The following is a 26,575-nucleotide window of genomic DNA, read 5'->3' on the forward strand; positions in this document are numbered from 1 at the left end:
GCGTGGACTGCCGCGGAGGCCGTCGAGGTGTCGGCCGTGCCGTCCTCGGCAGGCAACAACGCGGACGGGGAACCCACCTGCACGAAGTGGTCGTCGACCAAGGCGGCGACACCCCGACCGGGCTGCGCGGAGAACTCCGTGACGTCAGGCAGGGTGATGCCACGGCCACGTGCGGCACGCACGATCGCGGCGGCCAGTGGGTGTTCGCTGGGATGCTCAGCGGCGGCGGCCAGCCGCAGCAGTTCGTGCTCGGTGAACCGTGCACCGGGCAGGACCCGAATGTCGGCGAGTTCGGGGGTGCCACGGGTCAGGGTGCCGGTCTTGTCGAACGCGACTCGTGTCGTGGCGCCGAGTTGTTCCATCACCACGGCGGATTTGACCAGCACGCCGTGGCGTCCGGCGTTGGCGATCGCGGCCAGCAGCGGCGGCATCGTGGCGAGCACCACCGCACACGGGGACGCGACGATCATGAACGTCATCGCCCGCAGCAACGCGTCCTGAAGCGAATCGCCCCACAGCAGCGGGATCGCGAACAGAGCGAGGGTGGCGGCGACCATGCCGATCGAGTAGCGCTGCTCGACCTTCTCGATGAACAACTGGGTCTTGGCTTTGGTCTGGCTAGCCTGTTCCACCAGGGTCGCGATCCGGGCGACGACGGAGTCCTCGGCGCGGCGGTCCACCCGCACCCGCAGCGACCCGGTGCCGTTCAGTGTGCCGGCGAACACCTCGTCGCCGACGGTCTTGTCCGCCGGCAACGGCTCGCCGGTGATGGTGGCCTGGTCGACCTCGCTGGCCCCGGCCAGCACCGTGCCGTCGGCGGCGATCCGCTCGCCGGGCCGGACCAGGATCATGTCCCCGATCTGCAGGTCGGCGGCCCGCACAAGGTGCTCGCCGCCCTGGGGCGTGAGCATGGTCGCGGTCTGCGGGGCCAAGTCCAGCAACCCGCGCACCGAGTCCTCGGTCCGTGCGGTGGCCAGCGCTTCCAGCGCGCCGGAGGTGGCGAAGATGACGATCAGCAGCGCCCCGTCGGTGACTTGCCCGATCGCCGCCGCCCCGATCGCGGCGACGACCATCAGCAGATCGACATCCAGGGTCCGCTCTCGCAGTGCCTTCAGCCCGGCCAGGCCCGGCTCCCAGCCCCCGGCCGCGTAGCAGACCAGGTACAGCGCCCGCCACAGCCAGCCCGGTCCGTCCAGCAGTTGGGCAGCCAACCCGAGCAGAAACAACGCCAGCGCCGCAGCCGCCCACCGCATCTCCGGCAGCGCGAACAACCGTGTCCGACGCGCCGGCACGGCGGGTGGCCGGCTGGCGGTGGGGTGTGTGGGCGCGGCTGTAGTCGGGCTCGTGGACGGGGCCACGGGGGTACCTCCAGGGACGAGGAGCGGACCGACCGACCGTAACAGAACGTATGAAGATGTCTTCATGAATACCGGTGTGAGCTAGACTCCATGGTCATGGGACACGGGGTGGGAGGCCGGGACCGGCCGGGCGGGCGGCTGGACGCCGAGGCCGCCGCGCACGTCGCGACCACCTTGCAGGCCCTGGCCACCCCCAGCCGGCTGCTGATCCTCACCGAGCTGCGCCAAGGTCCCCGACCGGTCACCGAACTGGCCGAGGCGGTGGGCATGGAACAGTCGGCGGTGTCCCACCAACTACGGCTGCTGCGCAACCTCGGTCTGGTCACCGGCACCCGCGCCGGCCGCAGCATCGTCTACAGCCTCTACGACAACCACGTCGCCCAGTTGCTGGACGAGGCCATCTATCACAGCGAGCACCTGCGCTTGGGCCTGGCGGACCGCCCGGACGCGGTGGGCTGATCCGGGTGAGCTCATTCCCGTCGGCCTGTGACGTTGGCGTCGAGACAGCCACTCCGGTGCGTCGCGGCGTTCGCCTGGAGTATGCCGCCCTCGCCGACCTGCACACCGACCATCGCTGATGCTGATCCTGAAGGTCCTGGCGTTCGTGCTGCCGCTCGGACTGGACTCCTTCGCCGTCGCCGCCGCGATCGGCGCCACCGGCCGGCTCCCCGCACGGATGCGGTGGCGGATCTCCTTGCTGTTCCTGGTGTTCGAGGCCGGGATGCCATTGATAGGTGTTGCCGTGGGCGCACCCTTGGCCCACGCGATCGGCGACACCGCCGACTATGTGGCCGCCGCCGCGGTCGTCGCCATCGGCGCCTGGATGCTGCTGCACGGCGACGGCGATGACGAGGAGGAGAAAGCCAACAAGCTCATCAGCGCCCACGGCGTTGCCTTGCTCGGACTGGGAATCAGTATCAGCCTGGACGAGCTGGCCATCGGCTTCAGCCTCGGTCTCACCCACCTGCCGTTGATTCCGGTCATCATCGGCATCGGCGCCCAAGCTTTCGCTGCCGCTCAACTCGGCATGCTCCTGGGCGCTCGGATCGCGGAACGCTATCGCGAAGGCGTTGAACGACTCGCCGGCATCGTCCTGATTGTCCTGGGCCTGTTTCTGGCTGGGCAACGGCTGCTCGCCTGATCTGATCCACTGCCAAAGGACGCACTGCGCCCCGGACCGGAATGCGCACGCTGGGCCACCCCGGCGGCCGGCATCCTCGGGGCGGGCGCGAATGAGGATCTCACCGTTGATCAGCTTGCCGATGAGCTACGGGAGGACTTTCTGCCGGCCCTGGTCTGGCTCACCGCCGGTGTGATCGCGGAGTACGGCGGCGGTGACGTGGCCAGGCTGCGTCGTCATGAGGGAGGGGATGACGACCTCTTCGAGGGCTGACCCGCTACGAGTCGCTTCGATGCCATGGCCGGAATGTGCTGTGACACAAGGCATGTCCGGTCGGATGTCGGGCGTTCACACTGAACGTGCTGGAGCAAAACTGGAGCAGGGATGTGTATTGAACCTGCATCGGACCGCGCTGTATGGCACACAAGTGCAGCGACCGCAACGGGTTTGACGTGGCGATCCGCTGTTCCCGCTGGTCAGAGGTACTGTCCAGGGCCGCTGTGCGCCACACTGGCAGTGTGAGGGTCAGGGGTTCGAGTCCCCTCAGCTCCACTCGTGCTAGGCACGCGAACGAACCCCGCTGACCTGCACCAACCCTCAGGTCGGCGGGGTTTTTGCTGTCCGTTGGCGATCATCGTGTGACGCCGAACTGGAGCAAAACTGGAGCACGGCCCTGAACCCCGCGAAACAGGGTCAAGGTTTTGCTCCAGAACCACTCACCGCTGTTCGTGGTTCCGGCGGACGTGTTCTCGCCGATGGCCGCTGATGGTGCCGGTACGGCCGCTGCGGGAGATTGCCAGACTAACCGATCTGCTCGCCGCACAGGCGACCTGAGACCGTCGTCTGTTGCCCCGATCCCGGGCGACGGCGACACCGTGGTCGCGCCACCAGTATCCCCGTCACCAACTCGTCGATGAGTCTCTTCCCCGCTGTGAAGCAGCCAGATACGTAGTCGCACACAGGCTGTCCGGAAAACGCGAGGCCCCTCAGTTCAAGCTCATCGAGGCCGACCAAGACCGCTGGCGTTTGGTCAGCTCACCCCATCTCGTCGCCCTCGTCCGCGCCGGAGCCCGCTTCGTCAACGGCGAACTGGCCGACGGGCCCGACGGACAACCCCAACCATCAGCAGCCTAAAAAGATCCCTATCCACAGGGTCTTGACTATTGCTCCTCAGTAGACCGACCCCCGCTCTGCAACGGTCCACAGAAGACTCATCTGCCCGGGGGTGTCTCAGGTAGTTTGACGGAGGAGGTCGCCTCGGCGAGTCAGTGCTGGTGATCGGGTGTTGGACGAAGGGCGGGTTGGTGGTACCGGGGTTGGGAGGCGGAGCGGGTGACGTCCGGGGGGTGGTGGAGACAACCGACAGTGTGTTGCTGCCACAGTCCGTAATGCGCCGTGCCGTCGAAGCGGGGCTGGAGTCACATCGGCTCGCCCACGAATGCGGTTTTCCTAGCTGGGCGATGACCAACGACGATGTACGAGTCCCCAGCAGGCTCTACCTTCGCACCTGGGAGGTGGTGGAGCACGGTCTTGGCGATGCTGATGCCGCCGTCCGCATCGCCGAACGTTATGTGGTCGGCGAAGTTGGCTTGTACGACTATCTTTTCACCACCGCGCCGACATTGGGTGCCGGGCTCGCGTTGTGCGGTCCGTATGTCGGTGCGATCAGCACGAACTTCCGTTTCGAACCAGGGCCTGAGACAGAGCAGGAGATCAGTTTCGAGGTCGCGATGATCAACGGCGATGGCCGTGGCAGAGACCTTGCCATGCAGTGGGCGCTTGCGGCGATTTTCACCCGAAGCCGGTTGGTCACCGGAGCCCCGGTGAGCCCAACGCATGTCGCTTTCCGCCAGTCCGCCCCGCGAACTCATGCCGGCCTGGTCGAGGTATTCGGCACAAGCGCCATCGATTTCGACGCACCCGTCGACTCCGTCAGTTTCCGCACTGCCGACCTGGAGTTGCCGTTGCATACCGCAGACCCGCGGCTTGCCGCGATTCTGCAACGCTACGCCGCCACGCTGCCTGCGCCGCCACCGCGCGCCACCACGTGGTCCGACCATCTCGCTGTGGCCCTGGCGACCGCCCTCGACGAGAATTCGGCCACCCTAGATCGCGTGGCCCGCCGCCTGCTCATGAGCCGACGCTCGCTGCAACGACGACTTGCTGAGGACGGCACGACCTGGCGCGCCGAACTCGACCGCGCTCGGCGGAGGCGCTACGAACAGGCCGCGGACGGCGAACCACTAACTCGCCCGGAGCAGGCTGCGCTGCTTGGCTACGAGGATCGGCGATCCGCCCTACGTGCCGTGAAGCGCTGGGGCGGCTGACGGCTTCGGCGCGCACGGTGGCGTGTTCTGCCCCGCGGTTGGCACGTCGTGTCCTCCTGGCGACGCCCGATATCAGGTGAGACTCTCCGAGTGGAGAGCGAATCGAATCGATTCCCACGATATCGAAGTCTTTGTGGAGGTCTTGGGTAATGCGTGTTCTGCTCATTGGGGCCGGTGGTTACCTGGGCTCGACCGTCGCCGAACGGCTGTCGGGTATGGGGAACCAGATCGTGGCGCTCACTCGTCCACGCCGCGACGGCTCAGCGGGCCGATATGAGCAGCGAGTCGGCGACCTGACCGACCCTGGTTCGCTCGCCGCCGCAGTGACACCCGACATCGATGCCGTGATCAACCTGGCAACGCCCAGTGGTGACGCGGCCGTCGACGAGGCGGCGGTCGAGGCGTTGACCAGCCCGCTGCGCGGCACCGACCGCGCCTTCGTCTACACCAGCGGTGTCTGGGTGCTGGGCGCCACCGGGACGGCGACGGCGGACGAGAGCGCGCCGACCAATCCGATCCCGATCGTGGGGTACCGGCCCGACATCGAGCAGCGGGTGCTGGCTACCTCCGAGCCGGGTGTCCGCGCCGCCGTGATCCGTCCCGGCATCGTGTTCGGTCGCGGCGGCGGCATCCCCGCGCTGCTGGTCGACCTGGCCCGCAAGCACGGCGCGCCGGTGGTCGTCGCGGACGAGACGGTGCGTTGGCCGATGGTGCACGTCGACGATCTGGCCGATCTGTTCGCCGGGGTCGCTGAGCGGGCGTCTGCCGGGACGCTGTGGCACGGCGTGAGCCAGCCAGCGGTCCCGGTCCGGGACCTGGCCGCCGCCGCGGGGCAGGCTGCGGGGGTCTCCGGCGAGCCACAGGTCTGGCCCCTGGACGAGGCGCGGGCCGAGTTGGGGGCGTTGTTCGCCGATGCTCTCGCGCTCGACCAGTCCGTCAGCGGTCAGGCCGCCCGCGACCGGCTGGGCTGGCAGCCCCGGCACCTCGATGCCGTCGCCGACCTGCGAGACGGCTCCTACCGCTGAGCCGCCAGCCGGCCGACCACGACCCGCGTCACGGTTGCCCCGGCGTGCGCGACCGCCCCCGGGCTCCCGGCACGACTTGCAACCAAACGCGCCCGTCATCGGTCGGGCGAAGAAGCATGACCCGGACAGCGTTCATTTGGAGGAACCCATGGCCACCCTCACCCCTCACCTTGTGGTCCGCGATGTCGTGGCTGCCGCGCAGTGGTACGCCCGAGCGTTGGGCGCCGAGGAACGCAGTCGCATTCCGCTGCCCGGCAGCAAGGTGCTGACGATCGAGCTGGCGTTCGGGGACTCGACGGTAATGATCGCGGACGAGTTCCCCGACCAGGGAATCGTGTCGCCGCTGACCCTGGGCGGTACCTACGGGGCGTTGCAGATCGCCACCGAGGACGCCGACGCCCTGTGGCAGCGGGCACTGGACGCCGGAGCAACGGTGTTCCACCCGCTCGCCGAGACGTTCTGGGGCGAGCGACACGGGCAGATCATCGACCCCTTCGGGCACCGCTGGGGCATCTCGCAACACCTGCGCGACGTGTCCGCGGACGAGATCGCCCGCGAGGCCGCCAAGGCATTCGGCGCCTGACCGTTGACAATCAAGGAGCTTCGCATGTCGGACACGAAGTCGATCAGGATCCGGCCGACCACCACTGCCCTCGGTGAGGTGGCCGACCCCGGCAGGTATTACCTTCCCGAGAACCCGGCCAACCTCTTGCGGGCCGATCCGTCGCGCCGGGAATCGGTCGAATTTCTCAGCGGCCCGGCCACTCTCGCCGGGCACCTGTATCGGCCACCAGGTGCGGCGGCCGGCGAGCGCACACCCGGTGTGGTGATGTGCGGACCGATCAGCAGCGTCAAGGAACAGACCCTGCCGCACTATGGAGAAAGACTGGCGGACGTCGGATACACGGTGCTCACCTTTGATCCGCGCAATTTCGGTGAGAGCGAGGGCGAACCGCGCTTCCGCTACGACCCTGGTGCCGTGATCGAGGACTACGCGAATGCGGTGAGCTACCTGCTCACCCGCGCCGATGTTGACTCGAATCGGGTGAGTGCGGTGGGCGTGTGCATGGGCGGCGGGTACGCGGTGTCGGTAGGTGCTCGGGACAAACGGTTGCGGGCAGTGGTCAGCATCGCGGGCGGCTACAACATCGGCGGGACCTTCCAGCAGTTCCTCGGCGTCGAGAATTTCGCCGCCTACTACCGCGCCATCAACGACCTTGTCCAAAAGCAGTACGAATCCGGCGAAATCGCCTACATCCCGACGACTGCCAAGACGTTGTCGGCGGAGGCGCCGCTGGTTGCGATGCTGAGCCCGGAGGCACACAGCTACTACGACCGCACCAGCAAGGCCGATGCGCCGAACTGGTCCCGCACGCTGACCGCGGATTCGCTGCAGTCGTACTTCCTGTACAACTCGATCGCGCACGCACCGCTGGTCGCGCCGACCCCACTGCTTGTCGTGCACGGCACCACTGACACGGCGCTGTTGCCCGAATACGCCCAGCAGGCATACGACTCTGCGCTCGGCGAGAAGGAGTTGGTGTGGATCGAGACCCATAACCACGTCGAACTCTACGACCAGGACCCGTACGTCAGCGAAGCTGCCGCCCATGTCATTCGGTGGCTGGACCGTCACCTCGGCGTGTGACCCATCCCGAACACAGGTGAGACCGATCACGCGTTACCGGCTGCTGGCCCAGACCTGCCCTGCGCCGATTGCGCCAATCAGCGGCTGTCACCGGGGAGTCGTCAACCGCTTGGCCGTCACCGTCACCAGGGCTGCCCGTGCTCCCGTCGTCGTGATGGCCGTCCTCGACTGCCTGTAGCGGGCACAGCTCATCGGAGCACACACATGACCAACGTTGATTCCGTCCTCACCTCGAGCACAGCGCCCGAACGGGTGCCTCTCCGGAGCTGGCTCGCGGTGCTGGCCGTCGCGATCGGTACGTTCTCCGTGGTCACCGTCGAGAACCTGCCCATGGGCCTGCTCACCGCCATCGGCGGCGGGCTGCGCGTCTCGGACGGGGACGTCGGCCTGATGGTGACCGTGTCCGGCCTGGTCGCCGCCGCCACCGCACCAGTGCTACCGGTCCTGATCAGGCGGCTGGACCGACGGATCGTCCTGCTTGGGCTGATCCTGCTGATGGTGCTCGCCAACGTGGTCTCCGCGCTGGCGCCAAACTACGGCGTGCTGCTCGTCGCGCGGTTCTTCGTCGGCATCAGCATCGGCGGGTTCTGGTCGCTCGCGGCTGGGCTCGCGGTGCGCTTGGTGCCAGGCACGCACGTGCCGAGGGCGACGTCGCTGATCTTCTTGGGGGCGATGGCGGCAAACGTGCTCGGCGTCCCCGCCGGGGCCTTGATCGGTAGCCTCAGCAACTGGCGAATCGCGTTCGTGGCCGTGGCCGGCGTGGGTGTGCTGTTGGCGATCGCGTTGCTCGCACTGCTACCGCGGATGCCCTCCGGCGAGCTGGTCCGGTTGCGGACACTCGCGCGGCAACTGCGCACCCCCGCAGTCCGGGTCGGCGCGATCGCGACCTTCCTGCTGGTCAGCGGTCACTACGCCGCGTTCACATTCGTCAGTCCGATTCTTCAGGACATCTCGGGGATCGGTGTGAAGGCGATCGGGCCGCTGCTGGTCGCCTACGGCGTCGCGGGCATCGTGGGCAACACGATCGCGGGGTCCATTGCGGGACGTGATGTCCGCGCGACGATCATCGTCGTCAGCATCGTGCTGGCTGCCTGCCTCGCGGTGTTCCCGGTCCTGGGCCACAGCCCGGTCAGCGGCACGGCGCTGCTGATCCTGTGGGGCCTGGCTTTCGGCGGCCTGCCAGTGAGTGTGCAGACGTGGATCATCAAGGCGGCGCCGAACGCGACCGAGGCCGCGACTGGCCTGAACACCTGCATGTTCAACCTGGCCATCGCACTGGGCGCGTTGTTCGGCAGCTTGGCCGTGAGGTCGGTCGCCGTCACCGGTGTGCTGTGGATCGCGGCGGGGCTGGTGATTCTCACGTCCATCGCGGTATGGAGCACGCGCCGCGTCTGACGGCCAGCTTCGGACGGGGAACGGGCCGCGGGCGATGGCCACTTGGCGCAACCTCGCCATCGGTGCCCTGCGCATCACCGGTGTCACCAACATCGCGGCCGTGCTTCGTCGCAACACCCGCGACCCGCACCTACCCCTTACTCTCTTCGGCCTCACATGATCACAAAGAGGACGTCCCGAGACTTCGCCGACGCCCTGGGGCCGCGCCGTACGGGACCGCGTCAGGAGCCCCGGCGGCGCGACCACGCGAACCTAGCTACTTCGACCTGAAAAAGCCCGGCGGCTGAGGGGCAGCCGGGGCGGTGTCGCCGAGGGTTGTGTTGATCTTCGGCGGTGCCGTGGTCAGGCGGCCAGGGCGCTGATCTTGACGAGGTTGTGGGCCAGGACGCCAAGTCCGGTCCAGATTCGGGCTCCTTCGATGCCGCCCATCCGAGCTACGGTCCCAGCCGTGTCCGCGTTTGATAGCGCTGATCCGGCCTTCGCTCCCGGTACGCCATTTCACGGTGCGCCTGAACGCCCGGCGGTGCTCCTCGGCTCGCCGGGCCTTGCCAGGCCGACCTTTGCGTGGGATCACGACCGTGCGCACACCCAGGTCGTGCAGCCTGTCCTCAACGCTCTTCTCGCCGTAACCGCGATCGGCGGTGACCGTACGCGGTGGGCGGCCAGTGCGGTTGATGACCCGCTGGACGGCGGGAGCGAGCCGGGGCGCGTCCGTGGGGTTGCCCGGCTCGACCGTGTGGTCCACCACGATGCCCTCGTCGTTGTCCACGATCTGTGCCTTGTAGCCGAACTCGACCGGTTTGCCGAGGCGGCCCTTGGCGATCGGCCAGGCATCCGCATCGTGCAGACTGACTCGCCGCGTGGCCCCGTCCGGAGTGATGCCGGCGAGCCGTTGCCGGGTCTGGGCGGCGATCCGGCGGGTGGCGTCGAGCAGTTCGGTGAGGTCGTTCACCGCTTGGATCAGGCGGCCACGCCGCCGGCCCGCCGCCGGGTCGTGCCCGCCGTCGGCGCGAAGCCGGGCGGCCCTCGCCCGTGCCCGGCGCACCGCCCGTGCGGCGTTGACCAGCAGCCGCCGCGCCTGCGTGGCCGCGACCTCGGCCAGGTCCGCCAGCTCGCCGGTCACCCGCCCGACTACCGCCCGCGCCTCATCCCGGCCCGCCGCGGCCCGCAACCTCAGCGTCGAGGCGATCGCGTGCGCCCGCCGGCCGGCCGCACGGGACCGGTCCCGGACGCGGGTGCGGGTGCGGGTCGCGCCACCGGCGGCCTGGATCCGCCGGCCGGTCGTCGCGAGCCGCCGCACCGCCTTGGCCAGCAGACCCGTGTCGGTCGGGTACGACACGTTCGCCGGGACCACCGTCGTGTCCGCCCGCAGCCGCGTCGTGCGTAGCAGCTTCGCCTCCACGGCCTTGGCCAGCAGCGCCTCGTTCAACCCCGCCACCGCCGTCGCGCCGCAGCGGGTGGTCAGCTTCATCAGCGTGGTCGGATGCGGCGCCGATCCGTCCAGCCCGATCCGGCAGAACCGCCGCCACGAGATCGAGTCCGCCACCTCCCGGCATAGCGACTCGTATCCCAGCCGGTACCGGACCTTGAGGAACATCATCCGTAGGTAGGTCTCGATCGGCGTCGACGGCCGACCGATCCGCGGATCGAACAACGGCACGAACGGCACGAAGAACGCCGGATCGTCCAGCAGCGCGTCCACACGGCCCAGCTCGGCTGGCAACACGAGTAACTCCGCAGGACGCACCGCATCCCACAACGACGTCTGAACAGCTACAGTGCGGAACACGGTGGCCTCGATCCCTTCTAGCCCAAGGGGTCGAGGCCACCGTCCCGCTCACCAACCGCCACCACACGGAACGCCACGCGGCGACTTTTTCAGGTCGAAGTAGCTAGACAGACTGGACGAACGGCGGAAAGTCAGTACAGGTCTCGGAAGAAAGTCCGGACGTCGGCGGCGAAGAGTTCGGGTACCTCCATCGCCGCGAAGTGGCCGCCGCGATCGAACTCGGACCAGTGGGTAACCGTGTACGCCCGTTCGGCGAACGGGCGCACGGACAGTGTGATGTCGTGCGCGAACACGGCCACACCAACCGGCGGCGGGCAGGGCAGCGGCCCGCCGAAGCCGCTCTCGCGGGTGAGACGCGCCGAGGAGCCCGCAGTGCCAGTCAGCCAGTAGAGCATGACGTTGGTGAGTATGCGGTCGATCACGACCTCGGACTGCGGGTCGGTCCATTCGGTGAACTTCTCGGCGATCCAGGCCAACTGCCCGACCGGCGAGTCGGTCAGCGCGTAGGCCAGAGTCTGCGGCCGGGTGCCCTGCAACACCATGTATCCCGGGCGCTGGGCCGCGAACTGCTTGATCCGCGCGACCCTGGCCAGGTCGTGTTCGGACAGTCCTTCCTCGCCGCCAGGAGGCGGGGGAGTGGGCAGGTAGTTGAGGTGCACGCCGACGACGCGGTCGGGGGCGGCGGCGCCCAGCGCGCGTGCGATCGCCGACCCCCAGTCGCCGCCCTGGGCGCCGTAACGGTCGTAGCCGAGCCGGTCCATCAGCTCGGCCCAGGCACGGGCGACGCGGCGCAGGTCCCAGCCGCGATCGCTGGTGGGGCCCGAGAAGCCGAATCCGGGAATGGACGGGATCACGAGGTGGAAGTCCTCGGACAGCGGGCCGATCACGTCGAGGAACTCCACGATAGAGCCTGGCCAGCCGTGGGTGAGGACGAGCGGCAGCGCGTCCGGCTTTCTGGACCGAACGTGCAGGAAGTGGATGTTCTGGCCGTCGATCTCGGTGGTGAACTGGGGAAGCTCGTTGAGGGCCGCTTCGTGCTTGCGCCAGTCGTACGCCGTGCGCCAGTACTCGGCTAACTCCTTCACCCGGTCCAGCGGGATGCCGTAGTCCCAGCCGGCTTCGGACAGCTCATCGGGCCAGCGGGTACGGGCCAGCCGGTCGGCGAGGTCGTCCAGGTCGAGCTGGGGGATGTCGATGCGGAAGGGCTTGATCACGATCGTCTCCTGGTGTTCCTGGGTGGAAAGTGCCTGCGGCACAGGGAATCCGGGACACCCGTCACGCGGCGGCCTCGGCGTTGAGGCGTGCGGTGATGAGGGTCAGGACGCGGCCTGCGGCGGCGAGGTCCTCGGCCGGGATGTCGCGGTAGACCCGGGCCATGACCTCGTCGATGGAGGCGCGGATCTCCCGGTACCGAGCCTGGCCAGCGTCGGTGAGCTCGACGGTGGCGGGCTGAGCTTCCAGCAGCGCCGAGTCGATCAGGCCTGTGATCGCCTGCAGTGCCGCCGAGTCGTCGATCTTCAGCGCGCCGGTCAGCCGGCCGACGAGCAGTTCACGCTCGACAGTCCCGCCGTTGGCCGCGGTGAGGTTGAGCGTCACCCACTGGTGGAACGTGAGGCCGGTGGGAGCCAGGACGCGGGCCATGAGCGGCTTGTGGGCGTTCTCGGCCTGGCCGATGATCTGGGGGTTGACGGTCGGCGTGGTTGTCATGACTGCTCCTTGTTCCGGGATTCGAGTGGTGCGTCGAGCAGGGCCGTCAGATCGCGGACGAGCGCCCGGGCGCGCCGGCCGTCCAGGCCGCCCAAGAGCTCCAGGAGCCGATCGGCGAGTTGTTGGACGACCGGGATCGCGCGGCTGGTGACCTCGTGGCCCTGTTCGGTGAGCGACGGTTGGCCGCGCGGGTGTCGGTGGGATCCCGCAGGCGCCCGAAGAGGCTGGCGTCCTCCAGGGCGCGGGCGAGCTTCGAGACCTAGCGCGGTTCGAGGCCGGTGTGGTCGGCGAGTTGGCGTTGGCTGGGCCACTGACAGGACCGCGGCATGCCCAGCAGCGACGACAGCAGCGAGCACTGCGCGTGGGTCAGGCAACATGGAGGATCTTGCGGGTCGGAGTGATTGCAGCCAACGGGCTGAGCGCTCCTGGCGGTGTCCGGTCAGCCGATCAGGAGGGCCGACCGACGATCTGCACTGTCGTTTGCAGGGGTGCGCCGAACCAGCCAGAGAGCGCTTCTCGCAGCGCGGGGGCGGTGGTGTCGGCGGGTTCGTTGATGGTCGCGGCCCAGGCGATGTGGGCGTCCGGGCGGATCAGGAGGGCGTCGGCTGGTCGATGATCGGTTTTGGCGGTGTGGATGTCGACGCGATGCTGCCAGTCTCGGGCGATCTCGCGAAGTTCCGTGCGGTCGGCGAGGTCGAGGAGGACGGGCCGTGCGGTGTGCATGAGTTCCGCGACAGTGGTGGTGCCCTGGTCGGTGTGCAGGGTGAGGTCGGGTGCGAAGGTACCGGTCATGGCGTGCTGGTCGGCGCCGGGTGTCGGGTAGCGGATGTCGGTGCCGGCGACAAGGGCTCCTATGCGGCGCAATGGCTGCTCGTCGGCGAGCAGTTCCCGGAAGACTTCCCGAAGCGCTTCGGCGGCTGGGTCGTGTCCGCGCCTCAGCGCCACCTGGGCCCGGGTCTGTAGCAGCACACGTGCGCCGGCGAAATGGCGTTCGTCGTGATAGGTGTCCAGCAGGCCGTCCGGCGCCCAGCCGCGGATGTCGGCGGCCAGCTTCCAGGCAAGGTTGACTGTGTCGAGCATGCCGGCGTTGAGTGCCACACCCGTGGCGGGGAACAGATGGGCCGCATCGCCGGCCAGCAGGACCCGCCCGTCGCGGTACCGTTCGGCCTGCCGGGCCTGAAAGGTGAAGCGCGACAGCCGATTCGGCTCTCCCAGAGGGAGGTCCGCGCCGAGCACCCGACGGATGCTGTCCTGGAGTTCGGTGAGGGTCATCGGCGCGTCATCGTCGTATTCGGCGGACTCGTCTTCGGTGGTGGAGACAAACAGATCGTCGCGGGTGAGCGACCCGACCCCGAGCACACCGCGGTCCGTTCGCGTGAAACCCGCACGGAGCCGACCCAGGCCGGGAACCTCGTAGTCACCGTTGTCGAGCAGCGTCACCGAATCGGGCATGGCGACCTGACCGAGCCGGTTAACCTCTGGATATCTGATGCCGGGAAACGGGATGCCGACCATGTCGCGGATCCGGCTGCGCGCGCCGTCGCAGCCCACCAGGTATCGGGCGGTCACCCGGTACGGCCCGTCCGGGCCGCGCACCTCCACGGTCACCGCGACGTCGTCCCGGCTCAGCCCGACCACCTCATGTCCTCGGCGGATGTCGACGCCGAGTTCGCCGGCGCGTTCGTCGAGCAGGCGCTCAAGTCGCGGTTGTGGGACCTGTAGCGCATGCAGCGGAGGATCTACCAGGTGCGAGAAGTCCAGATGCACACCGCCGAACGGGAATCGGGGAGCCGGGCTGGGGTCGGTGCTGGCCGCGGTGAATCGTTCCAGCAGCCCTCGGTAGCGCAGCAGTTGCAGGATCTGCCCGCCGAGACCGTTGGCCTTCGGGGTGTCTCGGGGCCGCGGCTGCCGCTCCAGCACCAGCGGTCGCACTCCGGCCAGGCGCAGCTCACCGGCCAACATCAGGCCGGTCGGGCCTGCGCCCACGATGATCACGTCGGCGTCCATCACTGGCCACTCCCCGCGCAGTCCTTCGTCGCGTCTCCGCGCGACCAGGTCGTCGACAACAACACACGCACTTCGCTACTCCTATTTCCGCAGGTTCTGGCCTCGGCGGGCGATTCTGCGGCACGACCCTGGTCTTGCCACAAGCCCCCCGGTGCGCTATAAGTTGAGAAGGGAAGAGGAGTGGGTACGCACCTTCCCTTCACCGTCCACTGTGGACTGGCAATCTCCTCGAGAAGCGGCGGTGGGCCGCGTACGCCGACACAGTCGGCTCGGGAGGATCTCCCACGGGCCTTGCGGACGCAGCCGCGTGGAACGAGAAGTTCCTTACCCTCATCAGCAAGGCCGGCTCGAACGTCGTCGACGGCGCGGCCACCTCTCAGAGCGTTCGTCGCCGCGCCGCACCGAGAGAGGGCGACGTCGGCGCGGCAGGCCTCGATGATGTCCGCGGGTTACGTGCCGGCGTCCGGACCGGTCAGGCGGCGGTGCCGGGGCTCCAGCGGTTCAGGGCGGTGTACGCCGGGAGCCAGGCTGCGGCGTAGGCGCCGCGTGCGGGTTCGGGCAGCGGGGCAAGCATCACCTGCGTGGTCTGCTCGTCGGCGCCGTCAAGCAGCCACGGCAGCAGTCGCGGCGCGTCCAGACCGATGCGCTGGGCGTGGACCTGGCCGAAATGCCCCCACTGCTCAGCGGTGACCGCCTGCGCGATGAGCGGCAGCACGGCGTCCTCCTCATGCTTGAGGTGCCCGGCAAGGCCCGTGGCCAGCGAGTCGGTCAGGTCACCGAGGCGCGCCGGGTCGGGGTCGGGGTCGGTCAGCGCAGCGTCGATGGCCTCGATGACCGGGTCCAGGGCGGCGTGCTCGGCTTCCACGGCCTCCAGCAGCGCCAGCTCGGCGGGTTGACCCGCGAGGTTTTCGCGCAACACCGGCCACAGGGCGTCGTCTTCGGCGCTGTGGTGGATGTGCAGGGCGGTCTTGAAAAGCTGCCAGCCGGCGGCGGTGGCCAGTACCTGCCGGGCGTCGACGTCGGCGGCGGCGGTGATCCGGTTCAGGTGGGCCAGTTCGCGGCGCAGGGCGTCGTGCATCGCGTACATGGCGGTCAGGTCGATGGTGTCGGTCATGGATGACTTTCCTCAGCTCCAGGTGGTGCCGACCGGCTCGTGCACGACGACGTTGAGGCGGTTGAACATGTTGGTGACGCCGATCAGCAGGATCAGCGCGGACAGTTGCTGCTCGTCGTTATGCGCGCGCAGCCGGTCCCACAGCTCGTCCCCCACGGCGTCGGCGGAGCGGTCGGCCAGCCGCGTGGACTTCTCGGCCAGCTCCAAGGCGGCGCGTTCGGCGTCGGCGTAGAACGCGGCTTCGCGCCAGGCGACGACCGCGGCGATCAGCTCGGTGCTCTCGCCGGCCTTGACCTGCGCAGCGCGACGATCGCCTGCAACTCATGGGAGACGCCGCCGGCGTTGACGGCCTGAAGATGGCGCCGATGCCCTTCATGGCGTCGGGGAGGGACGAACGCGGGATTCTTCATGCGTGGTTCCATGCCACAAGCATTTGCGCCCCGAACTTCCTGATCAACGTAGACTTCGGACGCGATCGATAACTCGGTGGTTATCGTCCCAGCGCGGAGGGGTGCCGGTGGAGCTGCGGGACATCGAGATCTTCTTGGTGCTGGCCGAGGAGCTGCACTTCGGCCGCGCCGCCGAGCGGCTGCACGTCTCCCAGGCCAGGGTCAGCCAGGCCATCAAGGCCCAGGAACGGCGGATCGGCGCGCCTCTGTTCGACCGCACCAGCCGCAGCGTGCGCCTGACCGAGGTGGGGCGGCAGTTGCGCGATGACCTGCGACCGGTCTACACGGGCCTGCACGAGTCGATGGAGCGCGCCCGGATGGCCGCCCGCGGCGTCACCGCCCGACTGCGCGTGGGGATGATGCCGTTCAACATCAGCCACCTGCACCACTACTGGAAGGCGTTCCGCGCCCGGCACCCGCAGTGGGAGCTCCAGATCCGTCTCGCGCATTTCACCGAGCCGTTCGGCCAGCTCCGCAACGGGGAGTTCGATGCCTTCGTCGCCTGGCTGCCCGTGGAGGAGCCAGACCTGACCGTCGGCCCGATCCTGTTCACCGATCCCCGGATCCTGGCCGTCGCCGAGGACCATGCCCTGGCTTCCAGCACCAGTGCTTCGCTGGAGATGCTCGCGGACTTCTCCACCGGCTCGGCGGAGCTCAAGCTGGACTACTGGGAGGACAGCTATCTGCCGTTCCACACGCGCCGGGGGCGGACGATCGAGCGGGTCCACCACGCTGTGTACGCCGACGACCTGATCACGGTCGTCGGCATGGGTGAGATCGTCATGCCCTTCCCCAGCCACGTCACCGAGTACTGGGGCACGCCCGGCATCCGCTGGCTGCCGCTCCCCGATATGCCGGCTCTGAGCTACGTCCTGATCTGGCGCACCGAGGCCGAGAATGACCTCATCCGCGCGCTCGCGGCCACCATCCGAGACGTCGGCCCGATCACCTTCTAACGGTCCGGCACGGGCGTCGCGTTCACGTCCCGGATCGCCGCAGCGGTCAACCGAGCGGACGTCGCCGCGATGTCGCGCGGCGGGTCCGACCGGCTGTTCTCCAGCCACCATGTGAGGGGCTGCGGATGCCGGCCTGGTGGATCAAGGAGCTGGTTGCGGCTGTGACTGATCACCCCGGCAAGCAACTCAACCTGGTTTGACGGTGGCGGCAACTCGAACCTAGCCGCTGAACGACATGGGCTCGCGCTCGTCAGTGACGAGTCACGACCCGCAGGTCAACGAGGCGCGATTGTGCTCGCTACGGGCAGGGTCGACTTCGAACAACGACAGGCGGCTGGCGCTCACACCGTGTAGGTGTCTTCGAGCACCAGCCGCCCGGCTGTTGGTGTTGCCCATGTTTTGGGTGCGCCCACACGACGGCGGCGGCGGAGAGGACGGTGAGGCCGACGCAGGCGGCGATCCACTTGCGTTTCCTCGGCACAGCACGGAGCTTCGTCAGGATCGGCATGCTGTCCCCTTGTGCTTCAAGCTGTTGGTCGCCGGGTGCGGTGTTGGTCGGGCGTTCATCGCCGTCGGGCTGTGGGTCGTGTGCCGGTGGTGCGGTGGGCGGTGTGCTGCTTGGCGGGCACTGCCGCGGCGGTGGCCGCGCGGTGTCGCCGACGCCAGTAGAGGACGGCGGCGACACCGATCACCACCACTGCGCCCACCCCAGCACCGACGATGGCCAGGAGCGGCGAACTGTCTGGTGGGGGAGTGGAGGTGTGGCTGTCCTCGGCGAGTGGACTCGTGGTGTCGTGGTTGGGAGCCGTGGTCAGTGCTCGCAGGGGGTTGAGAATGCCGTATCCGTACTGGTCATCGCGTGGCGTGGTGCCTTTGTGGTCGGCTGTGGTGGTGAGTTGCCGGGTGACTTGGTTGGCGGTGAGGTCGGGGTGCTGGGACCACACCAGGGCGGCGGCCGCGGCGACGTAGGGGGCGGCGTAGCTGGTGCCGTCGCCGCGGAGGTAGCGGCCCTGGTCGTTGGCCGAGAAGATCCGGCCGGCCGGGGCGGCCAGGGTGGTTTGTGGTCCGGATTCGCTTTGTGGCCAGAACTGGTTGCTCTCGTCGATCCCGGTGACGCTGACGACGCCGGGGAACGAGGCGGGGTAGGTGGCGGGGTTGCCCTGCTCGCTCTGGTTTCCTGCCAGCGACGGTCAGGGCGGTTTCCAGGGCCAGCGGGGTAAGCGTGTCCAGCAGGATCCTGCCCACGGCCGCGTCGATGCCCGCTCCGGGGATGCGCTGGCAGATGGCCTTGCCGCGCTGGATGCCCTCGGACTGGCAGACGTACTCGGGGACCTCGATTCCCTTGCGGGTGTGGTAGCGAACCGTCATCTGGCCGCCGCACTTGCCGCAGACCACCATGCCCTGCAGCAGGGCGGGGCCCTCGCGGGGCGGGCTGGCGCGGCGGTCCTTGCCGTGGGCGGTGGCGTTGGCGGCCAGCCGGGTCTGGTTGGCCTCGAACTGGTCCCATCTGATGTAGCCGACGTGCGCGTCGGTGATCAGGACGGTCCATTCCTCGCGCGGCAGCACGCGAGTGGTGGCCTTGCCGCCGGGGCCACGGCCGTGGGCGTGGCGACCGTAGAAGAACGCGCCGGCGTAGCGGGGGTTGTGCAGCACCTGCAGGACCCGGGAGTGCTCCAGCTGCCCCCAGGACAGCTCGCCCTCGCGGGGGCCAGTGGCCAGGCGACGGGGAAACAGCAGCCCGTCGGCGGCGAACGCCTTGACCACCGCCAGCGCTGAACCGGTCGCGGTGAACGTGTCGAACACGCGCGCCACCGCGCCCGCGACGCTGGCGTCGGGGTCGCGCACGACCGTGTCCGTGCCGTCGCGGACCAGGCCGAGCACGATCCCGGCGTGGCCCATGCCGACCTCGGCGACCAGCCGCTGGAAGCTCTCCCGGTCCGCCGCCGACGCGCCGGACTGGCCCTGGTCGGTGTCGATGACGATGACTTGGGACTGGTCCCAGCCCAGCGCGACGGCCCGGCCGCGTAGCGCGTACTGGCGGGTGGCGGACTCGGTGTTGGACAGGACCTGTTTGAGGGTGGACTGGCGGACATAGAGGTAGGCGTCACGCCGCAGGTGCTCGTGGGTGACCTTGCCCGCCGCGCTGGCGGCGCTGGTGTTCACGCTCGTCTCCTCGCTCGTTTCCTGGTTGGTCGCGGCCCGGTCGCAGATGGGCCAGGGCCATGCTGGCCAGCACCCGCACCAGCTCGGTGGCTTGCGCTGGCGGCGTGACCGTGTTCTGGCTGGTGTGGCCGCGTGGATTCCGTTGCGGGACAACGAGAACCTGTTGTCGTGCGACGGTCCAGGCGGCCATGCCGCGGCTGGCCAGGACGCCCCAGCCCAGCCGCCATCCCTGCCCCCGACCGGACAGCACGGCCGTGCGTAGCTCCTCATAGCCGCCGGCCGCGGCCGCGCCGTGGCCGGCGGTGTCAGGGGCTGCTTTTGGGACGCTCCTTGGGTTCCTCACGGCGGCGGGCCAGCGCCCGTTCGATCGAGCGCGGGTGCACGCGGGTGCCGAACCGCTGCTCGACGAGGTCGGCCAGCGCGGCCGGACGCAGGGCGGGATCGGCGTCGAGCAGGGCTTGGACGTGGTCTACGGCTGGGCTCGGTGCGCAGCTACGCCTACGACCTGCTGCGCTGGTGGCGATGGTTGCAGGTGGTCGGCGTCGAGTGGGACAAGGCGACGCCCGCCGAGGTGCGGGATCTGGTGCTGTGGCTCAAGCAGGCCACGAAGCTCCGCGCGACGGCGCGGACTACGTTGGCGGCGACGGCGGGCCGGGTCAACCCGGTGGCGCGTAAGCGTCATCTCGGTGATCAGTACGAACCGACCGGTTGAACAACCTCGGGATCCGGCCCGGCCAGGCTCGCAGCACCGCGCTCCTCCAGCTCGCCACTGAGATCCCCGCCGCGATCCTTGCCCGAACACTCGGCATCCACACCGACGTCGCCCTCGCCCGGCAACGCCTCTCTGCCGGCGACTGGACCACCTACGCCGCCGACGTCAGCCGTCGGAACCACACGACGACCTCGCATTCGTGGAAGGACGCCCGCCCCTGATGACCGTCCAACACGATCCACCCTGCTGCAGCACACCAGCCCCGAAGGAATCACCTCCGGCGTCGCCATTCCTCGAGGAGGAGTCGGCTGACACCAGCACCATAGAACCCAATCCACCCAGTGCATTTGAAAGGAATACAAACCACCCGAAAGATCACTTATTTCGAACTACACCCGAACGCGTTGACTGAGATCGGGCTTGCCGCTGTACCGGGCCGGGCCGCAGTCGGTCGGGGTCAGGTCGCTCCGGCGGGCAGGCCGAGGAGCGTGGCCTGGCAGTGCAGGTGGTGGTCGAAGGCTGCCCGCCGTTCCAGCAGGGTGCCCTCGAACTGGCCGGACAGCTCGAATCCGATCCACCCGAACAGCGCCGTCCACACGCCGACCGCGCGGAGCACCAGGCCGTCGGGGGTTCCGGGCATGACCTGCCGTACCCGTTCCGCATCCGCCGCCAGCAGCCCGAGCGGGTCGGGGAAGCCGACCGGTGTGCCGGCCGCGCCGGCCCGATGGGCCTCGGAGACCAGGCGGCCGTACACCTGGATGGCCCGCATCGCCGGTACGACGGTGTCCTGCGGGGCACGGTAGCCGGGCACGGGGGAGCCGTGCAGCAGGGCGTACTCCTGGGGGTGGGCGACGGCCCAGTCCCGGACCGCATGCCCGAGCGCGAGCCAGCGGCCGGCGTAGTCGGTTTCGTCGCTCTCGCTCGTTTCGGCCGCCGTGCCGAGCGCGTTGTAGCCGTCCACGATCAGTACGGTGAGCAGCTCGTCGCGTGAGGGGAAGTAGCGATAGATCGCGGACGAGACCATGCCGAGGTCCCGGGCGACGGCACGCAGTGAGAGACCGGCGGCTCCCTCGGTGGCCAGTCGGCGGCGAGCGGCCTCGACGATTTCCCTGGTCAGCTCGGTTCGGGCGCGCTCGCGCGCGGTTCGTGAAGCGGTCATGGCACGACCTTAGCCGAGCACCTGTCGCAAATCGAGAGCACTGCTCTTGACTTGAGGTTCCGACCTGAGGGAGCATTGCTCTCGGATCGGAGCACCGATCCGAAACCAGTTCGCCCAGGGGGTTCACCATGAAGCTGCTCTACCGCGGTCCGGCCCGGCAGGAACTGCACGAGGGGTACGCCAAGCGCCGCCGGATCGACCAGGATGCGCCGGTGGTCAGCGCATCAGAACTGCGGATCGAGGCACCGGTCGAGCGGGTCTGGCAGCTCATCGCCGACCCGACCGGCTGGCCGCAGGTTCTGCCGGGGCGCCGAGTGCTCGAACTCGACGCCGGCGTGGCCGAAGATGCCGACTTCGTCTGGGCGATGGGCCGGACGGTCATGCGGGCCCGGTTCGCGGTGGTCGACGTCAACCGTGAACTCACCTGGAGCGCTGTCGCCATGGGCGTCCGGGCGATCGACCGGCAGGTGCTGACGCCAACCCCGGACGGGGCGACCGTGCTGCGCATCGAGGAGTCGATGGCGGCACCGCTGATCGGCCTCCTCTTCTCCGCCGACCGGCTGCGCGGGCAGCACGAGGACTGGCTCCGGGCAGTGAAGGCGGCCGCCGAGCAACAGGATTGAACGCGAACGGCCGTTCCTGGCGCAGCTTCCTCAGCCTCGCAGCCTGATCTGACGCTCACTCAGGAAGAGCTACACCCATGTCGGTTTCGTCTGGGCTGGGTTCCTCGAACGCTGGCTCTGGTGACCGCCAGCGTTTGGCGGCGGGGCCGCTGACGCGCGCGGCGTGCTCACCTCAGCCTGGCACTGCCGCTACCACCATGGACACAACCTGGATAACGGCGGGGGCGGGGCCGAGGCTGGTGTCCTGACCGCGCCAACCGGAGCGCAGGAGCACAGGAGCACACACGATGCACCCGATCGACCACCAGACCGTCCTCGTCACCGGCGGCACCGACGGCCTCGGCCGAGCGCTGGCCGCCGACCTCGCGGCCAGGGGCGCGACCGTCCTGGTGCACGGCCGCGACGATGAGCGCGGCGCCGCCACCCTCGCGGAGATCCGGGCCGCCACGCCGGCGGCGCGGCTGCACTGGTACCGGGCCGATCTCGGCTCGCTCGACCAGGTGCGCGGCCTCGCCGACACGGTGCTGCGCGACCACCCGAGGCTGCACGCCCTGGTCAACAACGCCGGTATCGGCGCGACCGTGCCTGGCGGCGGAGCGCGGCAGACCAGCGCCGACGGCCACGAACTTCGCTTCGCCGTCAACTACCTGGCCGGCTACCTGCTCGCCGAGCTGCTGCTGCCCGCGCTGCGGGCCGCGGCGCCGGCGCGGATCGTCAACGTCAGCAGCCTCGGCCAGGAGGCCATCGACTTCGACGACGTCATGCTGACCAGGAACTACGGCGGCGTGCGGGCGTACTGCCAGAGCAAGCTCGCGCAGATCCTGCACACGGTCGACCTCGCCGAACGACTGGCGGACAGCGGGGTGACCGCCAATGCCCTGCACCCGGCGACCTACATGCCGACGAAGATCGTGCCGACGCCGATGAGCAGCCTCGACGAGGGCGTCCGCGCCACCGCGCGACTGGTGGTGGACGCGGGCCTGGACGACGTGTCCGGCCGGTTCTTCGACGGTGTCAGGCCGGGTCGCCCGCACGACCAGGCGGCCGACCCCGACGCCCGGGCTCGGCTCCGCGCGCTCTCCGCAGCCCTGACGGAGTAGCCCCTGACGGGTGACTCACGCCAGCGGCCAGCGCACCGCCGTCAGGTCGGCGACCACCCGGTCCGCAGTGGTCAGCGTCGCGTAGACCATCGCCTCGGCGAACAGCTCGTCGACGGTGTGCCCGCCGGCGACCGGTGATGGTGTGCGGCAGTGACCTGCTTGAGTGTCGAGTCTGGACACTTGGTCGGGACCGCCGACCTCGACCAGGGAGCCCAGCCAGCGGGCGTCCGGTCCGGTGCCCAGATAGAAGTCGGCGTGATCGCGAGTCATGGTTGGAATCCTCCAACGGGATGCGAAGTGCTCAGCGAGGGCGAAGGGCGCCGGGCGGCTCATCGACAGGCGCTGGGTGCGGGCAAGGCGAGTCAGATTGGGGCGATGGTGTAGTTCCATTCGCCGTGGAAGGCGTGCCGCTCGACCCGCTGCATGACGGTCGCGCGCTCGGTCTTGATGAGTATGCGGCCGGTGGGGCAGTGTTCTCGTCCAGCGTGGCGCTGACGGTCAGTCCGGTGCTGGTGCGGGTCGCCGAGATGGTCTGCAGCAGCACCTCGTAGCTGGTCAGCGGCTGTCCGCCCGCCGGAGTCCGCAGTGACCAGGAGCCGGTCGACGCCGGGGTAATCGAGACTCCCCTGGGCATTCCAGCAGCGGCGCAGGGACTCCACCGCGAAGGCGGCGGTGTTGCGGTCGGTGCCCACGTTCACCCAGCCATAGTCACGGCCAAGATCGTAGGTGCCATACGGGATGGCGACGGGGGCACCGGGATCGAGGAAGTCGTGGTCCGGTGCGGTGATCGGCTCGCCCTTGGGGCGCCAGGTGCGGCCGGGGCGGGCGAAGTCGCCGATCGGCTCCTTCTTTTGTGCCTGGTGTCCAACATCCGGTGGCAAGGCCCCAACGCCGGGATGCCGACATGCGCGACCCAATAGCCGTGCCAGGCGCCGATCACCGTTCCCGCGACCAGCGTGATGAACAGGGCGGGCAACCAAGGGACGTGCAGTCGACCATCGACACGGCGGCGATCGCGCCGGACAGCGCGACCACCGATCCGATCGACAGGTCGATATGTCCCGCGATGATGATCAGCATCATCTCGTGGCGTAACGACAATCCGCTGCTGTTCGACTGCGGTGGCAACAAGAAACCGGCCTACGGCGCCGTCCTGGCGGTACGAACGCCGTCGGCTGACTCCGGGCCTGGTTGCCAACGCCGCAGGTGGAGTAATAGCCTGGTGCGCCAACTGTATGTTAGCGCTAACAGTCTGGGGTGGTCTTCATGCTGCGGAAGGTATCCCTACTCATCGCGGCCGTTACCGCCATGGCCATGGGGGTCGCCCCTACCGGGTCGGCATGTTCCGATGTGGGCGTCGGTTCGCCGACCGACCCCAACATCAGGTACTTCGGCCGCTGGGACACCGGCTCGCCGACCGCCTACGTGTCCGAATGGGCCGGCGGGTATGTGGTGGTCGGGTTCACCGGCACCACCGTAAAACTGCGCCAGCGGGGCGGTATCGACCTGTTCGCCAGCATCGACGGCGAACCTTTCACGCCGTACCAGCGAGTCAGCGGCACCGTTGACCTGACGCCTACCCCGCTGGACCCGGGAATCCACACGTTGCGCGTCTCCTACCGGCCGGTGGCCGGTTCCTACCATGGTGACGCCGTGTTCCAGGGCGTGATCCTCGATCCCGGTGCCCAGACGGCAGAACCGGACGTTCCGTCCCGGATCATCGAGTTCATCGGTGACTCCATCACCGTCGGCCAGCGCTCCAGCCAGCAGGCCCTGACCGCCTACCCCTGGCTGGTCGGGGAGGAGCTCGGGGCCGGGCATACCCAGATCGCCGTCGGCGGCTCCTGCTTGACTCCGTCCGCCGACGGCTGTCTCGGCATGCGGGACCGGTTCCTCAAGACCGGGCTGGACGCCGGCACGCCCGACTGGGACTTCTCGCGCTATCAGGCGAACACCGTCGTCATCAACCTCGGCACCAATGACGTGGGGCACCACGTCAGCAGCGCCCAGTTCCAGGCCTCGTACATCACCCTGCTCCACCGCGTCCGGGACCGGTATCCGGATGCGACGATCCTGGCCCTGGAGACCTTCCGCAAGCGATACGTCACGGAGACACAGAACGCGGTCAACGCGCTTGCCGACCCGGACATCCACTTTGTCCCGACCGAGGGATGGATCGACGAAGCCACCGACACCGTGGACCACGTGCACCCCAACGATCAAGGACATCGAAAGATCGCCGACCGCCTCGCCCCGCTCATCGGCTGAAGTACGACAGGAGATCTGGCCTCATGGCGCATAACCGCAGGAGTTTCCTGGCGGCGGGCGCGGCCGGGGTGGCCGGCCTCACCTTCGGCACGCTACCCGCGGCGGCGGCCCGCCCGTCGGACGCCGGCTTCGGCCTCACCGACAATGGCGCTTCCTACACCGCGTCGACCGGTGCGGGCCTGACGTTCACCATCAAGAAGGGCAACGGCGACCTGATCTCGCTGAACTACCAAGGGGTCGAGCTACAGCCGCGCGGGACCAACGGATCCCATGTGGAGTCCGGCCTCGGCAATACCGCACGGGTGACCGCGACGCAGGACGGAACCTACATCGTCATCACCGAGTCGGTGACCAACTGGCGGGGCAGCGGGACCCTGATCCACTACTTCGTCGCGGTCAATGGCCTCAACAACATCTACATGGCGACCTACGTGGATAGCAAGGGAGCCGGGGAGCTGCGCTGGATCCAGTACCTCAACCGCGAGGTGCTCGCCAATATCCATACCCCGTCGGATGTCCGGGGCGGCACGCCCATCGAATCGAAAGACATCGACCTGGTGGGCGGGCAGACCCGGTCCAAGTACTACTCCAACCGCCCGGCCGTCGAATTGGTGCCGCGTGGGGTAACCGGCAACGGCATCGGCGTCTACATGGCCTATGGAAACCGCGAGAGCAGCTCGGGCGGGCCGTTCTTCCGGGATATCGAACAACAAGGTACCGGCGCGTCCGTCGAGCTGTACAACTACCTGTGGTCCGGCCACAACGACACCGAGGCCCAGCGGCTCGACGTACTGTACGGCCCGTACGCGCTCATGGTGGCCGACGAGACAACACCGGACTCGCCGGATATGACCTTCATGGGTGGCCTCGGACTGCGTGGGTACGTCCCGGAATCCGGGCGGGGATACGTTTCCGGCACCGCATCGGGTATCTCATGCTGCCTGGTCGGGTTCGCCAACAGTCAGGCACAGTACTGGGCGGTGCCGAACCCGGACGGCACATTCACCAGTCCGCCGATGAAACCCGGCGCCTACGCGCAAACCCTGTTCCAGGGAGAACTGGAAGTGGCCCGCACCCGGGTCACCGTAGCCGCCGGTGCGACAAGCGCGCAGGACATCGCGTCGGCATGGAACACACCGGACGCGGTATTCCGGATCGGTGACTGGGACGGTACCCCGGGTTCGTTCAACAACGCGGGCAATGTGACCCGGATGCATCCCTCCGACACCCGCATGAGCGACTGGGGTCCCACGACCTTCACCGTCGGCGACAGTGACGTGAGCTCCTTCCCGGCATACCAGTGGAAGGACGTGAACAGCCCGACGACGATTCAGTTCACCTTGGGCCCGGACCAGATCACCGACCGAACCGTCCGAATTGGAATCACTGCGGCCTATGCCGGGGCACGCCCGCAAATTCAGCTCAACGACTGGACCTCCCCGACGCCCGAGCCCTCGACCCAACCGAAGTCGCGGAGCCTGACCATTGGCACCTATCGGGGTAACAACGCGCAGTTCAGCTTCCAGGTGCCGACGAGTGCGTTCGTCGCAGGCACCAACACCCTGGTGATCGACGTTATCAGCGGCTCAGGCAGCGCCGGCTACCTGAGCGCCGGATTCTCCTACGACTGCGTGGACATGTACTGACGGACCGTC

At 68.6% G+C, this 26,575-nt stretch carries 25 protein-coding genes and 3 pseudogenes; 15 read left to right on the plus strand and 13 right to left on the minus strand.

All coding sequences use genetic code 11. The annotated features are described in order from the left end of the window. Nucleotides 1–1,253: heavy metal translocating P-type ATPase (locus F0L68_RS04525; RefSeq protein WP_223198499.1), on the minus strand; the 1,253-nt coding region annotated here is incomplete at its 3' end. 201 nt (nucleotides 1,254–1,454) lie between these two features. On the opposite strand from F0L68_RS04525, the gene F0L68_RS04530 reads away from it, so the two are divergent. The 8 genes and pseudogenes from F0L68_RS04530 to F0L68_RS04565 all read left to right on the plus strand — a co-directional run bounded on the left by F0L68_RS04530 (nucleotide 1,455) and on the right by F0L68_RS04565 (nucleotide 8,873). Continuing rightward, nucleotides 1,455–1,817, plus strand: a complete 363-nt coding sequence (locus F0L68_RS04530) for an ArsR/SmtB family transcription factor (protein ID WP_149848146.1) — start codon at nucleotides 1,455–1,457, stop codon at nucleotides 1,815–1,817. A 118-nt stretch (nucleotides 1,818–1,935) separates the two neighbouring features. Further along, nucleotides 1,936–2,499, plus strand: coding sequence for a manganese efflux pump MntP (locus tag F0L68_RS04535; RefSeq protein ID WP_149848147.1), 564 nt, complete (start codon nucleotides 1,936–1,938; stop codon nucleotides 2,497–2,499). A gap of 960 nt (nucleotides 2,500–3,459) precedes the next feature. Beyond that, nucleotides 3,460–3,612, plus strand: a pseudogene (locus F0L68_RS43305) (IS256 family transposase); the annotation flags it as partial. A 254-nt stretch (nucleotides 3,613–3,866) separates the two neighbouring features. Next, nucleotides 3,867–4,805: an AraC family transcriptional regulator ligand-binding domain-containing protein gene (locus F0L68_RS04545; RefSeq protein WP_149848211.1), complete on the plus strand. Its 939-nt coding sequence runs from the start codon at nucleotides 3,867–3,869 to the stop codon at nucleotides 4,803–4,805. A gap of 149 nt (nucleotides 4,806–4,954) precedes the next feature. Beyond that, nucleotides 4,955–5,830 (plus strand): NAD-dependent epimerase/dehydratase family protein, encoded by an 876-nt coding sequence (locus tag F0L68_RS04550; RefSeq protein ID WP_149848148.1) that lies wholly within the window; start codon nucleotides 4,955–4,957, stop codon nucleotides 5,828–5,830. A gap of 148 nt (nucleotides 5,831–5,978) precedes the next feature. Beyond that, on the plus strand, nucleotides 5,979–6,413 hold the full coding sequence (locus F0L68_RS04555) for a VOC family protein (protein WP_149848149.1): 435 nt from the start codon (nucleotides 5,979–5,981) through the stop codon (nucleotides 6,411–6,413). 24 nt (nucleotides 6,414–6,437) lie between these two features. Beyond that, complete coding sequence (locus tag F0L68_RS04560) at nucleotides 6,438–7,478, plus strand: alpha/beta hydrolase (protein ID WP_149848150.1); 1,041 nt, start codon at nucleotides 6,438–6,440, stop codon at nucleotides 7,476–7,478. 204 nt (nucleotides 7,479–7,682) lie between these two features. Continuing rightward, complete coding sequence (locus F0L68_RS04565; RefSeq protein WP_149848151.1) at nucleotides 7,683–8,873, plus strand: MFS transporter; 1,191 nt, start codon at nucleotides 7,683–7,685, stop codon at nucleotides 8,871–8,873. A gap of 342 nt (nucleotides 8,874–9,215) precedes the next feature. On the opposite strand, the pseudogene F0L68_RS04575 reads toward F0L68_RS04565, so the two are convergent. The 6 genes and pseudogenes from F0L68_RS04575 to F0L68_RS43310 all read right to left on the minus strand — a co-directional run bounded on the left by F0L68_RS04575 (nucleotide 9,216) and on the right by F0L68_RS43310 (nucleotide 15,697). Then, nucleotides 9,216–10,662 (minus strand): annotated as a pseudogene (locus tag F0L68_RS04575) (ISNCY family transposase). 131 nt (nucleotides 10,663–10,793) lie between these two features. Next, complete coding sequence (locus F0L68_RS04580) at nucleotides 10,794–11,876, minus strand: epoxide hydrolase family protein (protein WP_149848152.1); 1,083 nt, start codon at nucleotides 11,874–11,876, stop codon at nucleotides 10,794–10,796. Between the two features lie 61 nt (nucleotides 11,877–11,937). Then, a complete protein-coding gene (locus tag F0L68_RS04585) occupies nucleotides 11,938–12,369 on the minus strand; it encodes a MarR family winged helix-turn-helix transcriptional regulator (RefSeq protein ID WP_149848153.1) in 432 nt (143 codons plus the stop codon). A 447-nt stretch (nucleotides 12,370–12,816) separates the two neighbouring features. Continuing rightward, a complete protein-coding gene (locus F0L68_RS04595) occupies nucleotides 12,817–14,376 on the minus strand; it encodes an FAD-dependent monooxygenase (RefSeq protein ID WP_149848154.1) in 1,560 nt (519 codons plus the stop codon). A 472-nt stretch (nucleotides 14,377–14,848) separates the two neighbouring features. Further along, nucleotides 14,849–15,490, minus strand: a complete 642-nt coding sequence (locus F0L68_RS04600; RefSeq protein ID WP_149848155.1) for a hemerythrin domain-containing protein — start codon at nucleotides 15,488–15,490, stop codon at nucleotides 14,849–14,851. A 12-nt stretch (nucleotides 15,491–15,502) separates the two neighbouring features. Further along, on the minus strand, nucleotides 15,503–15,697 hold the full coding sequence (locus tag F0L68_RS43310) for a carboxymuconolactone decarboxylase family protein (protein ID WP_223198491.1): 195 nt from the start codon (nucleotides 15,695–15,697) through the stop codon (nucleotides 15,503–15,505). A gap of 310 nt (nucleotides 15,698–16,007) precedes the next feature. Between F0L68_RS43310 and F0L68_RS04610 the strand changes: the two genes are divergently transcribed. Beyond that, nucleotides 16,008–16,895, plus strand: coding sequence for a LysR family transcriptional regulator (locus tag F0L68_RS04610; protein WP_149848156.1), 888 nt, complete (start codon nucleotides 16,008–16,010; stop codon nucleotides 16,893–16,895). Nucleotides 16,896–17,458: 563 nt separating this feature from the next. On the opposite strand, the gene F0L68_RS44845 is transcribed toward F0L68_RS04610, so the two are convergent. Beyond that, complete coding sequence (locus F0L68_RS44845) at nucleotides 17,459–18,079, minus strand: S8 family serine peptidase (RefSeq protein ID WP_223198500.1); 621 nt, start codon at nucleotides 18,077–18,079, stop codon at nucleotides 17,459–17,461. 70 nt (nucleotides 18,080–18,149) lie between these two features. Further along, nucleotides 18,150–19,328 (minus strand): annotated as a pseudogene (locus F0L68_RS04625) (recombinase family protein); the annotation flags it as partial. A gap of 22 nt (nucleotides 19,329–19,350) precedes the next feature. Between F0L68_RS04625 and F0L68_RS44505 the strand changes: the two are divergent. Together F0L68_RS44505 and F0L68_RS04635 are read left to right on the plus strand one after the other, a co-directional pair. Further along, nucleotides 19,351–19,770 (plus strand): site-specific integrase, encoded by a 420-nt coding sequence (locus F0L68_RS44505; RefSeq protein ID WP_223198492.1) that lies wholly within the window; start codon nucleotides 19,351–19,353, stop codon nucleotides 19,768–19,770. Beyond that, complete coding sequence (locus F0L68_RS04635) at nucleotides 19,767–19,991, plus strand: hypothetical protein (protein WP_223198493.1); 225 nt, start codon at nucleotides 19,767–19,769, stop codon at nucleotides 19,989–19,991. Before F0L68_RS44505 ends, F0L68_RS04635 begins: the two co-directional genes overlap by 4 nt. A gap of 236 nt (nucleotides 19,992–20,227) precedes the next feature. Here F0L68_RS04635 and F0L68_RS04640 read toward each other — a convergent pair whose 3' ends face one another. Continuing rightward, nucleotides 20,228–20,929, minus strand: coding sequence for a TetR/AcrR family transcriptional regulator (locus tag F0L68_RS04640; protein ID WP_149848158.1), 702 nt, complete (start codon nucleotides 20,927–20,929; stop codon nucleotides 20,228–20,230). 128 nt (nucleotides 20,930–21,057) lie between these two features. Between F0L68_RS04640 and F0L68_RS04645 the strand changes: the two genes are divergently transcribed. Continuing rightward, entirely contained in the window at nucleotides 21,058–21,552 is a 495-nt protein-coding gene (locus F0L68_RS04645; RefSeq protein WP_149848159.1) for an SRPBCC family protein, read from the plus strand. A 287-nt stretch (nucleotides 21,553–21,839) separates the two neighbouring features. Beyond that, nucleotides 21,840–22,652 (plus strand): SDR family NAD(P)-dependent oxidoreductase, encoded by an 813-nt coding sequence (locus tag F0L68_RS04650; RefSeq protein WP_149848160.1) that lies wholly within the window; start codon nucleotides 21,840–21,842, stop codon nucleotides 22,650–22,652. Nucleotides 22,653–22,667: 15 nt separating this feature from the next. Here F0L68_RS04650 and F0L68_RS04655 read toward each other — a convergent pair whose 3' ends face one another. From F0L68_RS04655 to F0L68_RS04665, 3 genes are all read right to left on the minus strand, one after another. Further along, complete coding sequence (locus F0L68_RS04655) at nucleotides 22,668–22,922, minus strand: hypothetical protein (protein ID WP_149848161.1); 255 nt, start codon at nucleotides 22,920–22,922, stop codon at nucleotides 22,668–22,670. 92 nt (nucleotides 22,923–23,014) lie between these two features. After that, nucleotides 23,015–23,533 carry an ISAzo13-like element transposase-related protein gene (locus F0L68_RS04660; RefSeq protein WP_223198494.1) on the minus strand — a complete coding sequence of 173 codons (519 nt, stop codon included), beginning with the start codon at nucleotides 23,531–23,533 and terminating at the stop codon, nucleotides 23,015–23,017. 55 nt (nucleotides 23,534–23,588) lie between these two features. After that, nucleotides 23,589–23,732 (minus strand): hypothetical protein, encoded by a 144-nt coding sequence (locus F0L68_RS04665; RefSeq protein ID WP_223198495.1) that lies wholly within the window; start codon nucleotides 23,730–23,732, stop codon nucleotides 23,589–23,591. A 186-nt stretch (nucleotides 23,733–23,918) separates the two neighbouring features. Here F0L68_RS04665 and F0L68_RS04675 point away from each other — a divergent pair, with 186 nt between their 5' ends. Continuing rightward, nucleotides 23,919–24,920: an SGNH/GDSL hydrolase family protein gene (locus F0L68_RS04675; protein WP_149848162.1), complete on the plus strand. Its 1,002-nt coding sequence runs from the start codon at nucleotides 23,919–23,921 to the stop codon at nucleotides 24,918–24,920. Between the two features lie 23 nt (nucleotides 24,921–24,943). Then, nucleotides 24,944–26,566 (plus strand): rhamnogalacturonan lyase B N-terminal domain-containing protein, encoded by a 1,623-nt coding sequence (locus tag F0L68_RS04680; RefSeq protein WP_188316390.1) that lies wholly within the window; start codon nucleotides 24,944–24,946, stop codon nucleotides 26,564–26,566. The last annotated feature ends 9 nt before the right edge of the window (nucleotides 26,567–26,575 follow it).

This window comes from Solihabitans fulvus, assembly GCF_008386585.1.
Lineage (GTDB): Bacteria > Actinomycetota > Actinomycetes > Mycobacteriales > Pseudonocardiaceae > Solihabitans > Solihabitans fulvus.